The organism is Bifidobacterium adolescentis ATCC 15703 (assembly GCF_000010425.1).
GTDB classification, from domain to species: Bacteria; Actinomycetota; Actinomycetes; order Actinomycetales; family Bifidobacteriaceae; genus Bifidobacterium; species Bifidobacterium adolescentis.
The window spans coordinates 1,982,694-1,996,734 of record NC_008618.1 but is presented as its reverse complement, the minus strand read 5'-3'; the positions used below and the strand labels follow the sequence as shown (position 1 = coordinate 1,996,734).

General features: G+C 58.8%; 8 protein-coding genes and 3 rRNA genes. 8 read left to right on the top strand and 3 right to left on the bottom strand.

Annotated elements, in window-relative coordinates; genetic code table 11:
* Positions 1-8 precede the first annotated feature (8 nt).
* The 4 genes from BAD_RS08280 (at position 9) to ilvA (ending at position 5,433) form a co-directional block, all read left to right on the top strand.
* Positions 9-941, top strand: coding sequence for a carbohydrate ABC transporter permease (locus tag BAD_RS08280; protein ID WP_003806502.1), 933 nt, complete (start codon positions 9-11; stop codon positions 939-941).
* An 18-nt stretch (positions 942-959) separates the two neighbouring features.
* Positions 960-1,850: a carbohydrate ABC transporter permease gene (locus BAD_RS08275; protein WP_011743868.1), complete on the top strand. Its 891-nt coding sequence runs from the start codon at positions 960-962 to the stop codon at positions 1,848-1,850.
* A gap of 317 nt (positions 1,851-2,167) precedes the next feature.
* Positions 2,168-3,988, top strand: coding sequence for a glycoside hydrolase family 13 protein (locus BAD_RS08270; protein WP_011743867.1), 1,821 nt, complete (start codon positions 2,168-2,170; stop codon positions 3,986-3,988).
* 179 nt (positions 3,989-4,167) lie between these two features.
* Positions 4,168-5,433, top strand: coding sequence for a threonine ammonia-lyase (gene ilvA / locus BAD_RS08265; protein ID WP_011743866.1), 1,266 nt, complete (start codon positions 4,168-4,170; stop codon positions 5,431-5,433).
* A 100-nt stretch (positions 5,434-5,533) separates the two neighbouring features.
* Here ilvA and BAD_RS08260 read toward each other — a convergent pair whose 3' ends face one another.
* The gene (locus BAD_RS08260) at positions 5,534-6,295 is read right to left on the bottom strand and encodes an SIR2 family NAD-dependent protein deacylase (protein WP_041777444.1); all 762 of its coding nucleotides are present in this window, start codon (positions 6,293-6,295) and stop codon (positions 5,534-5,536) included.
* A 528-nt stretch (positions 6,296-6,823) separates the two neighbouring features.
* Between BAD_RS08260 and BAD_RS08255 the strand changes: the two genes are divergently transcribed.
* The 4 genes from BAD_RS08255 (at position 6,824) to BAD_RS08240 (ending at position 12,601) form a co-directional block, all read left to right on the top strand.
* Positions 6,824-8,353: ribosomal RNA gene (locus tag BAD_RS08255) — 16S ribosomal RNA — on the top strand.
* A 441-nt stretch (positions 8,354-8,794) separates the two neighbouring features.
* Positions 8,795-11,870: ribosomal RNA gene (locus tag BAD_RS08250) — 23S ribosomal RNA — on the top strand.
* Positions 11,871-12,073: 203 nt separating this feature from the next.
* Positions 12,074-12,190, top strand: a 5S ribosomal RNA gene (gene rrf / locus BAD_RS08245).
* The 16S, 23S and 5S rRNA genes sit together here, the layout of an rRNA operon.
* A gap of 159 nt (positions 12,191-12,349) precedes the next feature.
* Positions 12,350-12,601 (top strand): hypothetical protein, encoded by a 252-nt coding sequence (locus tag BAD_RS08240; RefSeq protein ID WP_003811303.1) that lies wholly within the window; start codon positions 12,350-12,352, stop codon positions 12,599-12,601.
* Positions 12,602-12,742: 141 nt separating this feature from the next.
* Here BAD_RS08240 and BAD_RS08235 read toward each other — a convergent pair whose 3' ends face one another.
* Together BAD_RS08235 and BAD_RS08230 are read right to left on the bottom strand one after the other, a co-directional pair.
* On the bottom strand, positions 12,743-13,522 hold the full coding sequence (locus tag BAD_RS08235; protein ID WP_011743864.1) for a nitroreductase family protein: 780 nt from the start codon (positions 13,520-13,522) through the stop codon (positions 12,743-12,745).
* Between the two features lie 108 nt (positions 13,523-13,630).
* A complete protein-coding gene (locus tag BAD_RS08230; RefSeq protein ID WP_003811300.1) occupies positions 13,631-14,008 on the bottom strand; it encodes a DUF4235 domain-containing protein in 378 nt (125 codons plus the stop codon).
* Between the last annotated feature and the right edge of the window lie 33 nt (positions 14,009-14,041).

Below are 14,041 nucleotides of genomic sequence, written 5' to 3'. Positions count from 1 at the left end.
GAACGACAATGACTGGCAATATCTCGGCCAAGGCCGACAAGGCCGCCGCAAAGAAGCCGAAGAAGGTTTCGAAATACTCCAAGCGCAAGGTCGATCCGGCGTTCTACTGGATGACCATTCCCGCGATGATTCTCGTGTGCATCTTCCTGTACCTGCCGTTCCTGCAGGGCGCGATGTACTCGTTCACCAATTCGCAGGGTTACGGCGATTACAAGTTCATCGGCTTCAAGAACTACATCGCGATGTTCCAGGACGCACGCGTCGGCCACGCGTATCTGTTCACGATTTTCATCGCGATTCTGATCACGCTCGGCACGAACATCCTCGGCATGTTCCTGGCGGTGCTGCTGAACTCCAAAATCGCCTTCAAGAACGGCTTCCGAGCCATCTTCTTCATTCCGTACACCCTGTCGGTGCTGGTCATCGGCTACGTGTTCAAGTACATCTTCATGACCCCGCTGCCGGCCCTCGGCCAGGCGCTGCACATCGATTGGCTGTCCACATCCATGATCTCCAATCCGGATCTGGCATGGTTCCCGATCGTGTTCCTGTCCATCTGGCAGGGTGTGGCCTACTCCACGCTGCTGTACTTGGCGGGTCTGCAGACCATCGACAACGAAATCTATGAGGCCGCGTCCATCGACGGCGTGAACGCCTGGCAGAACTTCTGGCAGATCACGTTCCCGCTGATTGGCCCGTTCTTCACCATCAACATGGTGCTGAGCCTCAAGAACTCGCTCGGCGCGTTCGACCAGGTCATGGCATTGACCAAGGGCGGTCCGGATTCCAAGACCGAAACCGTCTCCTACCTGATCTTCCAGAACGGCCTGGGCAACGGCGAATACTCCTACCAGATGGCGAACGCGGTCACGTTCTTCATCGTGCTGGCAATCCTCGCATTCGTGCAGCTGAAGTTCTTCAGCGGCAAGGAAAAGGTCTGAGAGTAAGGGGAAGAAATCATGACTAGCGCAACTGTTGCAACCAAGCCGGCCGCCGCGCAAAGCGGACAATCGCAAGCGAAGCCGGAGAAGATCCGCAAGGACCACAGCATCAACTGGTGGCTGACGGCGGCCGTCGCCGTGCTGAGCCTGACGGTGCTCGTGCCGCTGTACTTCGCCGTCGTCACCGCGCTGAAGACGCCGGGCGAAGCGGGCACGTTCAGCCTGCCGACCACGTGGGAATGGCATAATTTCGCGGACGCGTGGAACAAGGTGAACTATCCGAAGGCCGCGCTCAATTCCGCGATCATCACCGTGTGCGCTGTGGTGCTGACGCTGCTGACGAACACGTTCGTCGCGTACGCCGTGGCAAGGAACATGGATAAGCGGTTCTTCCGCTTCCTGTACTACTTCTTCCTGGCCATGATGTTCGTGCCGTTCACCGTCGTCATGCTGCCGATCGCCAAGGAAATGGGCACCCTGCACCTGGACAACCAGCTCGGTCTGATCATTCTGTACACGATTCTCGGCATCGGCACGAACCTGTTCATCGCGATCGGCTTCATCCGTTCGATTCCGATTTCGTTGGAAGAGGCGGCGCGCATCGACGGCGCTTCGACCTGGCGTATCTTCTGGACGATTATTTTCCCGCTGATGGGACCGATCAACGCCACGATCGCCATCCTGACCGCACTGTGGGCATGGAACGACTTCCTGCTGCCGTTGATCACGCTGACCGACCAGAGCAATCAGACGATTCCGCTGGCGCAGTACGTGTTCCAGAGCCAGTTCACGTCGAACTATCCGATGGCCTTCGCCTCCTACCTGATGGCCATGGCCCCGGTGCTTATCGTCTACGTCTTCGCCCAAAAGTGGGTCGTCGGTGGTGTGATGAGAGGAGCCGTGAAGTGAACAGTCCTGTGGACTGTTCATAGGTTCCTCCTGAGCGAGCCGATAGGCGAGCGAAGGCAGGAACAACGCGGCCGTAGGCCGTCTGCTTGTGAAGTAAAACTTCACAGCGCCGAGCGGGAATCCTCGTTTCCCCTTTTTCGAGGATTCCCGCTTTTCGTATGCATTGATGTGATTCCGAAGGGCGCATCCCGCTTGCAATATATCTTTCATTTCCTGCTTTGCAAAACGCGCCGCAGGCAAGAAAGAAAAAACGCTTTACGTACCATGGGATATAGCAAAGTTCATCCATTCCACTTAGGCAAAGGAGCTCAATCGCGATGACGAATTTCAATCGTTCCACTCTTTCTGACACCGTCCGTTCGAATGGCGCCACCCCGAATCCGTGGTGGGCGAACGCGGTGGTCTACCAGATCTATCCCCGTTCCTTCCAGGATTCCAATGGCGATGGCATCGGCGATCTGAAGGGCATCACCAGCCGGCTCGACTATCTCGCAGATCTCGGCGTGGACGTGCTATGGCTGTCCCCGGTCTTCAAGTCCCCGCAGGACGACAACGGCTACGACATCTCCGACTACCAGGACATCGATCCGCTGTTCGGCACAATGGCCGATATGGACGAGCTGCTTGCCGAAGCGCACAAGCGCGGCCTGAAGGTCATCATGGACCTGGTCGTGAACCACACGTCCGACGAGCATGCCTGGTTCCAGGCTTCCCGCGACAAGAACGATCCTCATGCGGATTGGTATTGGTGGCGTCCGGCCAAGCCGGGCCATGAGCCGGGCACGCCCGGTGCCGAGCCGAACCAGTGGGGCTCCTATTTCGGCGGCTCCGCATGGGAGTACGATCCGAAGCGCGGTGAATACTTCTTTCACCAGTATTCCAAGAAGCAGCCCGACCTCAACTGGGAGAATCCCGAGGTGCGCAAGGCCGTCTACAAGATGATGAACTGGTGGATGGATCGCGGCATCGACGGCTTCCGCATGGACGTGATCACCCAGATTTCCAAGGTCATCGACAAGAACGGCAAGTTGCCGGGGGAGGCAGGATCCGAAATCGCCGATAATCCGGTTGGAGAGGAAGGTTATTCCAGCCCGTATCCGTTCTGCTCCGACGGCCCGCGCATCGACGAGTTCCTCGCCGAAATGCGCCGTGAGGTATTCGAAGGCCGTGAAGGCTACATGAATGTCGGCGAGGCTCCGGGCATCACCCCGGCCCGTAACGAGCACGTCACCGATCCGGCCAACAAGGAACTTGACATGCTATTCCTGTTTGACCATGTCGGCATCGACCAGGAAGGCTCCAAGTGGAATACCGTGCCGTTCGAGGTCAAAAACCTGCGCGACCGTATGACCGAGCAGCAGGAGGCCGTGAGGAAGGCCGGTTGGGCCAGCCTGTTCTTCTGCAATCATGACCAGCCGCGCGTGGTCTCCCGTTGGGGCAACGACTCCGACCGCGATTCGCGCGAACTGAGCGCCAAGGCGTTCGGCATGGTGCTGCACATGCACCGCGGCACCCCGTACATTTACGAAGGCGAGGAACTGGGTATGACCAACGCCCACTTCACCAAGCTGGAACAATACCGCGATCTGGAAGCCCTCAACGGCTATCGCCAGCGCGTGGAGGAAGCCAAGTGCCAGTCGTCCGAATCCATGATGGCCGCCCTCGCCCTCATCGGCCGCGACAACGCGCGCACCCCCATGCAGTGGGACGCCTCCAAGTATGCCGGTTTCACCCCGGCGGACGCGGCAGCCGAACCGTGGATCAGCGTCAACCCGAATCATGTGGAAATCAACGCGGCCGAGGAATTCGACGATCCGGATTCCGTGTACACGTTCTACAAGAAGCTCATCGCCATGCGGCACAACAGCGCCACCATCTCCACTGGCGAATGGCATCTGCTCGCCGCCGACAGCGATCAGGTGTATGCTTTCACGCGCACCAATGGCGACGACACGATTCTTGTCGTGGTCAACCTCACCGACAGGTCCGCGGCGCTGCCTTCGGACGTGGCGGAGCTGCTTTCCGACGGCGTGTCCGATCCGCAAGTACTGCTCAGCACCTATGATGCTATGCATAGTGTTAAATCGATCGCTCGTGGCGAGCTCGCTCGCTGGGAGGGAGTCGTGATTCAGCTCTGATCGATCTTTCCCTATAACTCTCTGCAGAAATGCCCGAGTGGCTCATCACGGAACCACTCGGGCATTTTTACTACCTTCTTGCGATGCTCCTCCCGTTCCGCCAAGCCGCCCGTCTGCCCGGCACCCACATGCCGATACCACGCGTCGGCTTCGGCAGACGTGCGCTTACAATAACGTCCATGGAACAAAACGAGGTGCTCAAAGCATTGCGGCGCGATCATGCCGCTGAATTGAAACTGGCCGCCGAACGACTGAAGGGCACCGCACGCCACACGGAGATTATTCCGTCGCCTGTGCTGTCCGAAATGACCGGACATGAGATTCTGCTCAAGCCCGAGAATCTCCAGGTCACCGGATCGTTCAAGATTCGTGGCGCGTACAACAAGATTGCATCGCTGACCGACGAGCAGCTCGCTCACGGCATCGTCACCGCTTCCGCAGGCAACCATGCGCAGGGTGTGGCGTACGCGGCCCGTGAACGTGGCGCGAAGGCCACCATCTGCATGCCGCAGATCACTCCGCCGCTGAAGGTGGATGCCACCAAAGCGTACGGCGCGGACGTGGTGCTGTGCGGCGAGGTGTTCGACGAATCCGCAGCGCACGCGCAGGAACTGAGCGACAACGAAGGCATGATCTACGTGCCCCCGTTCGATGATTATGAGGTGCTGTGCGGCCAAGGCACCATCGGTCTCGAGATCCTCGAAGACGTGCCGAACGTCACCGACGTGGTCGTGCCCTTGGGCGGCGGCGGTCTGGGCGCGGGCGTGGCGCTCGCCATCAAGACGTTCAAGCCTGAGGTGCGTGTGATCGGCGCCATTCCGGAAGGCAGCCCGGCATGGAAGAATTCGTTGGCCGCCGGTCGCGTCGTCGCAGCCGACCAGGTGCGTACCTCCGCCGAAGGCGTTGCCGTGAAGCGTCCGGGCGACCTGACCTTCGCGCTGCTCAACGAGTTCCTCGACGATCTGGTCACCGTCACCGAGCGCGACATCAACGAGATGATCCTGCTCATGCTGGAGAAGCACAAGCTGGTGGTCGAGGCTGCCGGTGCCGTGTCTCTGGCCGCGCTCGAGCACCTGAATCTGCGCTCGCGCAAGTTCGCCGAGGCGAAGGGCCCGCATGTGGTGGTGCCGATTCTTTCCGGTGGCAATGAGGATACTGTCTCCATCAGCGCGGTGATTCAGAAGGGCATGATTGCCCGTGGCCGCATCATGAACTTCGAGGTTGAGCTTCCGGATACCCCTGGCCAGCTGGTCAAGGTGGCCACGATTCTGGCCGAGCAGCGCGCCAACGTCATCGCACTCGATCACGACCAGTTCAAGGCTTCCAGCCATTACACTGATTCGGTTTCCTTGGGCGTCACCGTTGAGACCAACGGTCCTGAGCACATCGACCGCATCCTTGACGCGATGCGCGCGGCCGGTTTCCAGCCCAAGCGCATCTACTGATTTCCCACGGTGGATAAGCGCGGATTCTCGCATATCTTCCGCATCAAAGAAGGCTCCTCAAACCCAATCAGGTTGAGGAGCCTTGCTTGTTCATTCGGTGTTATTTGCCCTGTTCTTCAGCGATCGTCTCATCAACCAACTGCGGCAGCGCGGTCGCAATATCGTCGCGGATAAGCCGTGTGGCCAAGCGATCGTATTGCGTGCGTCCCATGTTCATGATGGTGATCGGCACGCCCGCCTGTGCCGCGACCGGCACAATGCTCGCCGCCGGCATCACTTCCAGCGTGGAGCCGATCACCCACAATTCGTCGGCCTGCGCCGCCAGACGGTACGATTTTTCGATCGCACCATCCGGCAGCGCCTCGCCAAAGTAGACGACGTCGGTTTTGATGAGCCCGTCGCACGGCATATTGCCGCTGTACGGCAGCTTGCGATGACAGTGCGGATCCGGCTCGTTGTCGAGATTCGCCATGATTTCGGCGGTGTCGTATTTCGCGTGGCACTTCATGCAGTGCGAGGTGCCGATGGTCCCGTGCAGATTGACGATGACGTTGCTGCTATTGCCCGCCTTCTCGTGCAGCGCGTCGAAATTCTGCGTGGCGAGCAGCGTCAGCAGCCCTGCCTGTTCCAGCTTGACGAGCGCTTTGTGTGCGGTGCCCGGCTGCGCGTTCCATACTGGCGATTCCTTTTGCCAGCGCCAGGAATACTCGCGGTCTTCCTTATTGGCTAGGAACGCGTCGATGTCGTACACGTTCATTTGTTCGGGATGTTTGGTCCAGACGCCGTCCGGGCCGCGGAAGTCAGGGATGCCTGCGGACGTGGAGATGCCTGCGCCCGTCAATACTGCGATTTTTTTGCTCATACCTCCATACATACCACCGCGCGGTTTCCTCCGTATGCGTCTTTTTCGGCTTTCCGACCGTATTTGGAAACCGTTGCAGGCTCACGACACGCCCGTAGACAGGTTTTTCTGATGAATTTCAGGCCGTTTTGAGGCTTGTCTGAAGCATTTCTGCGATGATGCGGCGTGCGATAGGCGGTTTTCGACACGCCGATGAATGCGTTGCGCCGCAAGGGTTTTTACGGGGTTTGCGGAATGCCGATTTGCGCAAGTGGACGGGTTCGTGTAAGTTAATCCCTTGCTGCCGCTCAGCGAGTGGCCCGGACGAGTCCGGGACATGAGGTGGGTGAGTGGTGGTGGTTTGAGAACTCAAGAGCGTATTTGTACTACTTCTTTATAGTCAATGATTGCCAGTTCATCGTCCGCTCCTTGCGAGTGGCCGGGAGGCCTTGAAGGACGGTGAGGTTTTTGTGCGATGCGCCTTTCCTTATAAGGCGATCGTCAATTTTCTTAGATGAGAGTCACGTGTTGGCTTTCCGCATAAGTTTTTTTGTGGAGGGTTCGATTCTGGCTCAGGATGAACGCTGGCGGCGTGCTTAACACATGCAAGTCGAACGGGATCGGCTGGAGCTTGCTCCGGCCGTGAGAGTGGCGAACGGGTGAGTAATGCGTGACCGACCTGCCCCATACACCGGAATAGCTCCTGGAAACGGGTGGTAATGCCGGATGCTCCAGTTGGATGCATGTCCTTCTGGGAAAGATTCTATCGGTATGGGATGGGGTCGCGTCCTATCAGCTTGATGGCGGGGTAACGGCCCACCATGGCTTCGACGGGTAGCCGGCCTGAGAGGGCGACCGGCCACATTGGGACTGAGATACGGCCCAGACTCCTACGGGAGGCAGCAGTGGGGAATATTGCACAATGGGCGCAAGCCTGATGCAGCGACGCCGCGTGCGGGATGACGGCCTTCGGGTTGTAAACCGCTTTTGACTGGGAGCAAGCCCTTCGGGGTGAGTGTACCTTTCGAATAAGCACCGGCTAACTACGTGCCAGCAGCCGCGGTAATACGTAGGGTGCAAGCGTTATCCGGAATTATTGGGCGTAAAGGGCTCGTAGGCGGTTCGTCGCGTCCGGTGTGAAAGTCCATCGCTTAACGGTGGATCCGCGCCGGGTACGGGCGGGCTTGAGTGCGGTAGGGGAGACTGGAATTCCCGGTGTAACGGTGGAATGTGTAGATATCGGGAAGAACACCAATGGCGAAGGCAGGTCTCTGGGCCGTCACTGACGCTGAGGAGCGAAAGCGTGGGGAGCGAACAGGATTAGATACCCTGGTAGTCCACGCCGTAAACGGTGGATGCTGGATGTGGGGACCATTCCACGGTCTCCGTGTCGGAGCCAACGCGTTAAGCATCCCGCCTGGGGAGTACGGCCGCAAGGCTAAAACTCAAAGAAATTGACGGGGGCCCGCACAAGCGGCGGAGCATGCGGATTAATTCGATGCAACGCGAAGAACCTTACCTGGGCTTGACATGTTCCCGACAGCCCCAGAGATGGGGCCTCCCTTCGGGGCGGGTTCACAGGTGGTGCATGGTCGTCGTCAGCTCGTGTCGTGAGATGTTGGGTTAAGTCCCGCAACGAGCGCAACCCTCGCCCTGTGTTGCCAGCACGTCGTGGTGGGAACTCACGGGGGACCGCCGGGGTCAACTCGGAGGAAGGTGGGGATGACGTCAGATCATCATGCCCCTTACGTCCAGGGCTTCACGCATGCTACAATGGCCGGTACAACGGGATGCGACCTCGTGAGGGGGAGCGGATCCCTTAAAACCGGTCTCAGTTCGGATTGGAGTCTGCAACCCGACTCCATGAAGGCGGAGTCGCTAGTAATCGCGGATCAGCAACGCCGCGGTGAATGCGTTCCCGGGCCTTGTACACACCGCCCGTCAAGTCATGAAAGTGGGTAGCACCCGAAGCCGGTGGCCCAACCTTTTTGGGGGGAGCCGTCTAAGGTGAGACTCGTGATTGGGACTAAGTCGTAACAAGGTAGCCGTACCGGAAGGTGCGGCTGGATCACCTCCTTTCTACGGAGAATACAGTCCATGTTTTTGGACAGTGTGAGCCACATGGGCGCCGGCAGTCGGCGTCGTTGTTGTGGATGCTGGTGTGGAAGAGATCAATGGCTTGGATGGGATTCGTCCCGTCCGGGAGTGGTATGGGTATGCTTTTGGGCTCCCGGACCGCCACCCCACGGGTTTTCTGTGGCGCGGTTCGATGCCCATGCGTGGTGGCCGGTCCTGGGTGGCTGGTCGGATCGTGTGGCGCGTGGTGGTTTGAGAACTGGATAGTGGACGCGAGCAAGAGAAACTGAAAGAACGTTTCTTTTTGCTTATCGCGATTTCGCCAAACTCTTCAATTGAGTTTGGTTTCGAGATCGATCGTTTTGTGATCATTTTAGTGTTAAGATTTGTCGTCTGGCGATCTTGCTATCAGGAAACCCGCGGGTGGGACGATGGTTTTGCTGTTGTGCCGCTTGCGAGGGCGTATGGTGGATGCCTTGGCAGACAGTACCGATGAAGGACGTTTGAGGATGCGATAATCCTAGGGGAGCCTCCAACATGGCTTTGATCCTAGGGTCTCCGAATGGGGGAACCCGCCGGCCGTCATGGGCCGGCACCGCCTATGGGCGGGGGGTACGCAGGGAAGTGAAACATCTCAGTACCTGCAGGAAGGGATACTCCGTGAGTAGTGGCGAGCGAAAGCGGATCAGACCAAACCGGTTGCGCGTGATACCCGTCGGGGGTTGCGTTGCCGGTGTTGTGGGATCACGTGTCCCGGTTCCGACGGGCCGGGCGGGAGTCATAAAACGGCTTGCCAGGGGAACAGGCTTGAAGGCCTGGCCGTAGAGGGTGCCAGCCCCGTACCTGGACGTGAGCCGTCTTCCGATCGTGTTGTCCCAAGTAGCGCGGGCCTCGTGGAATCCCGCGTGAATCAGCCCAGACCGTTGGGTAAGTCTAAGCATACCTGTCTGACCGATAGCGTACCAGTACCGTGAGGGAAAGGTGAAAAGCACCCCGGGAGGGGAGTGAAACAGTTCCTGAAACCGTGCGCCCACAAACCGTCGGAGCCTCCCTGGTGGGGTGACGGCGTGCCTATCGAAAAATGAGTCTGCGAGTCAGTGGCGGGTGGCGAGCATAAGCCGTGTGGCGTATGCGTAGCGAAAGCGAGTCCGAATAGGGCGTTTTCAGTCGCTTGTCCTGGACCCGAAGCGGGATGATCTAGCCCTGGGCAGGTTGAAGCGCGGGTAAGACCGCGTGGAGGACCGAACCCACCTGGGTTGAAAACCGGGGGGATGACCTGGGGCTAGGGGTGAAAGGCCAATCAAATTCCGTGATAGCTGGTTCTCTCCGAAATGCATTTAGGTGCAGCGTCGGTCGATTGCGTCGCGGGGGTAGAGCTACCGGATGCTTGCGGGCCCTTGTTGGGTACCAACAGCAGCCGAACTCCGAATACCGTTGACGTGTATTCCGGCAGTGAGTCGGCGGGGGATAAGCTCCGTCGTCGAGAGGGAGACAGCCCAGACCGTCGTCTAAGGTCCCGAAGCGTGTGCTAAGTGGGAAAGGATGTGGAGTCGCATAGACAGCCAGGAGGTTGGCTCAGAAGCAGCCATCCTTGAAAGAGTGCGTAACAGCTCACTGGTCTAGTGGTTCCGCGCCGACAATGTAGCGGGGCTCAAGCACACCACCGAAGACGCGGCAGCAATCTTCATGGTTGCTGGGTAGGAGAGCGTCCTGCGAGGGGCGAAGCGGCGGTGGAAACCGGCCGTGGACTTCGTGGGAGTGAGAATGCAGACATGAGTAGCGAGAGACGGGTGAGGATCCCGTCCGCTGGATGACCAAGGGTTCCGGGGCCACGTTCGTCGTCCCCGGGTGAGTCGGGTCCTAAGGCGAGGCCGACAGGCGTAGTCGAATGGATGAACGGGTGGATATTCCCGTACCGACCATGGACCGGCAAAACCGAGACGGTGAGTACTAACCTCCGCCTCGTGGTGGTTCCTTCCTTCGGGTTGGTATCGCCGCGTGGTGTTGGGAGCGTAGCCGCAGTAGGTCAGCGCAGGGGTGACACGGAATGGGAGCCGGCCGCGGAGGTGGTTTTCCGTGGTCAAGCACGCAGCCAGTCATGTAGGCAAATCCGCATGGCGTGCATGGCGAGGTGTGATGATGGGAGCCGTTATGGTTCGATATCCGGTTGTCCAGGCCGTCGAGAAAAGCCTCGGCGTGAGGGCCATGGCCGCCCGTACCCCAAACCGACACTGGTGGTCAGGTAGAGAATACCAAGGCGATCGAGCGAATCCTGGTCAAGGAACTCGGCAAATCACTCCCGTGCCTTCGGTATAAGGGAGACCCACTGGGGTGAAGGACCTTGCGTCCGGAGCTTTGGTGGGTGGCACAGACCAGGGGGTAGCGACTGTTTACCAAAAACACAGGTGCATGCGAAGGCGAAAGCCGCTGTATATGCACTGACGCCTGCCCGGTGCCGGAAGGTTAAGAGGATCCGTCAATCCCTTCGGGGACGAAGCGGTGAATTCAAGCCCCGGTAAACGGCGGTGGTAACTATAACCATCCTAAGGTAGCGAAATTCCTTGTCGGGTAAGTTCCGACCTGCACGAATGGCGTAACGACTTCCCCACTGTCTCGACCAGGAGCTCGGCGAAATTGCAGTACGAGTAAAGATGCTCGTTAAGCGCAGAAGGACGAAAAGACCCCGGGACCTTTACTATACCTTGGTATTGGCGTTAGGCGCGGATTGTGTAGCATAGGCGGGAGGCTTCGAAGCGGGTGCGCCAGCATTCGTGGAGCCGCAAGGTGAAATACCGCTCTGTTCTCGTTTGACGTCTAACCTCGACAAGTCATCCTTGTCAGGGACAGTGCCTGGCGGGTAGTTCAACTGGGGCGGTTGCCTCCCAAAGAGTAACGGAGGCGCTCAAAGGTCCGCTCAGCCCGGTTGGCAATCGGGTGTCGAGTGTAATCGCACAAGCGGGCTTGACTGCGAGGACGACGGTCCGAGCAGGGACGAAAGTCGGAGATAGTGATCCGGTGCCGGCGCACGGGCGCGGCATCGCTCAACGGATAAAAGGTACCCCGGGGATAACAGGCTGATCATTCCCAAGAGTCCATATCGACGGGATGGTTTGGCACCTCGATGTCGGCTCGTCGCATCCTGGGGCTGGAGCAGGTCCCAAGGGTTCGGCTGTTCGCCGATTAAAGCGGCACGCGAGCTGGGTTCAGAACGTCGTGAGACAGTTTGGTCTCTATCCTCTGCGCTCGTTGGAATCCTGAGGAGGCCTGCCCATAGTACGAGAGGACCTGGGTGGACGAACCTCTGGTATGCCGGTTGTCGCGCCAGCGGCACGGCCGGTTGGCTACGTTCGGGAGGGATAACCGCTGAAAGCATCTAAGCGGGAAGCCTGCTCCAAGATTAGGATTCCGTACGGTCTTGAACTGTTGTAGCCCGCATGTTGAACACGTGTTTGATAGGCCGGAGGTGGAAGCCCCGTGAGGGGTGGAGCCGACCGGTACTAACGGGCGACGGCGACATAACATTCCGATCCTTTTGCGGGATTGGTTCCGCGTCTTTCCTGTGCTGGATCGTCCTGGACGGCAATATGCGTTGGGATGGTCACTGAACGATACAACGGTAGGCTTTGCCTCGCGTCCGCTAGCCGGTTCCCAGACCGCCACGGTTCATAACATAATGGCCGGAATGGCCGCCATGTTTTGGTTGTCGTTCCGTGATCGCGGTTTTGCGGTGGTCATAGCCCTGGTGAGACGCCCGGTCCCATTCCGAACCCGGTAGCTAAGGCCAGGCGCGGCGATGGTACTGCACTCGAGAGGGTGTGGGAGAGTAGCACGCCGCCGCTTCACATGTTGGGCCTCCCGGTCGAGCCTTTGGCTCCCGGGAGGCCCCTTTTCGTTTCCGGGGTTCCCGTCGAGCTTACGCTCCGGAAACCCCATTTTTTATCCCTGAACACAAGTAGGGCGCAAGCGTTTTATCGTAATGGGTTTATAGACTGGGCAACTATGCATTACTTCGTACCCAAACGTTGCACCGAGTCGAACAAGATCATGTATCACGACAAGGCAACGGCTCAGCAGGCCGCCGACCAGAGTTGGCGCGAACGCGGCACTGAGCTTTGGGTATACCGTTGCGATTTCTGCGGTACTTGGCATCTCACGCATCGCGATCCACAATCCAGCTACATGCATGTTCCGCTTAACCAGCAGCTCAAGCCACATTCCCGCAAGAAGGGCTACAAGCCCCGCAGAAGGTAATAGCAGAGCAATAGCAGGGCATAACAGGACAATACCGAGAACAAGGCAACATATAAAACCAAGGCCCGGCGGATTCATTGCAATCCACCGGGCCTTGTGTTGTATCAGCTTCGTATCAATGATACGAGCGCTGCCATGTATCTACCGCTCCAAACGGAAGCCCTGTCGCTTCGCCTGCACGGCAACGGCCTTGGCGTTCACGCCCTCGTCGATCGCATTTGCCGCAATCTGGTCGCTGAACGCGTCCACCGGCCGTTCAGTATCGCGCAAATCGTAATACTTGTGCACTTCGGCGTCGAACGAATCCAAGCCGGACAGCAGCTTCTCATCGCTACTTGGATACTCGTTCTCGAAGAACTGCATGGAACGCGGCATACGCGGCTTGACGGCCGGCTCCTGATCGGGCTTGCCGATTGCAATGCCCAGCACCGGGTACGTGTATTCGGGCAGATTCAGCAGGTCGATCAGCGCGGGAACATCGTTGAGCAGCGAGCCGAGAATCACGCAACCCAAGCCGAGCGAGTACGCGGCCGTCTCCATCGCATGCAGTGCCAGAACCGCGTCGTTCTGCGCCTGCGTGAAACGATAGCTGCCATTGAGCGTGAACGCGTCGGACGCCACTTCCACGCCCTTGCGCGCGGCGATCGCGGCATTGCGATGCTCGTCCAGCACGAACACGTACAGCAGCGGCGCGGTCGCGATATACGGCTGCCCGCCGATTTCGGCAAGACGCTTCTTGGCGGCTGGCTCGGTGACGCGGATAGCGGACCAGTCGTTCAGGAACTGGCTGCTCGCCGCATGCTGCGCTACGGTCTCCAACGTTTCGACGACGTCGTCCGGCAGCGGCTTCGGCTTGAATTTACGGATGGAACGACGCTCCAGCAGAGTGTCGACAGTTGCGTTATGAAGAATGTTGCTCATACCGCCATTGTTGTCCGCGCGGCGCGATTTTGCAAGGGAATCGGGCTAAATCCGTCTCCCTGTGAGAACATATCTACTTGAGACTGCTTTGCGATATTTGCGACGTATTTACTTGCGATGCGCCTGCCGTGCGTGCCGCCTGTCCACAATCGCCTTCGACCCGCGGCCGGACAGTTGCGATACGAGCGCGCCGAAACCGGCGGAAACCACGGCGAATACGATGCCGAGCGCCGCTTCCGCAGCCTCGTTCTTGGTACCGTCGGCACGGACGGCCTTGCGGCCGACGCTTTTCTTCCACACCATCTCGAACGCCTTGCCGAGCACCAGTCCGGCCAACGTGGGCACGACGGACTTGAAAATCTTATCGCCAAATGAATCGGGATCGTTCAGTCTCTGGTCGCGCATCGCATTCACCTTCTCGTCGACGGTGTGCAGGGCCGCCACCACGCGGTCCGCACTGGATTCCATATTCGGCATTTCACTCATGAAACCAGTGTAACGCGTCGGAAAACATGCCGG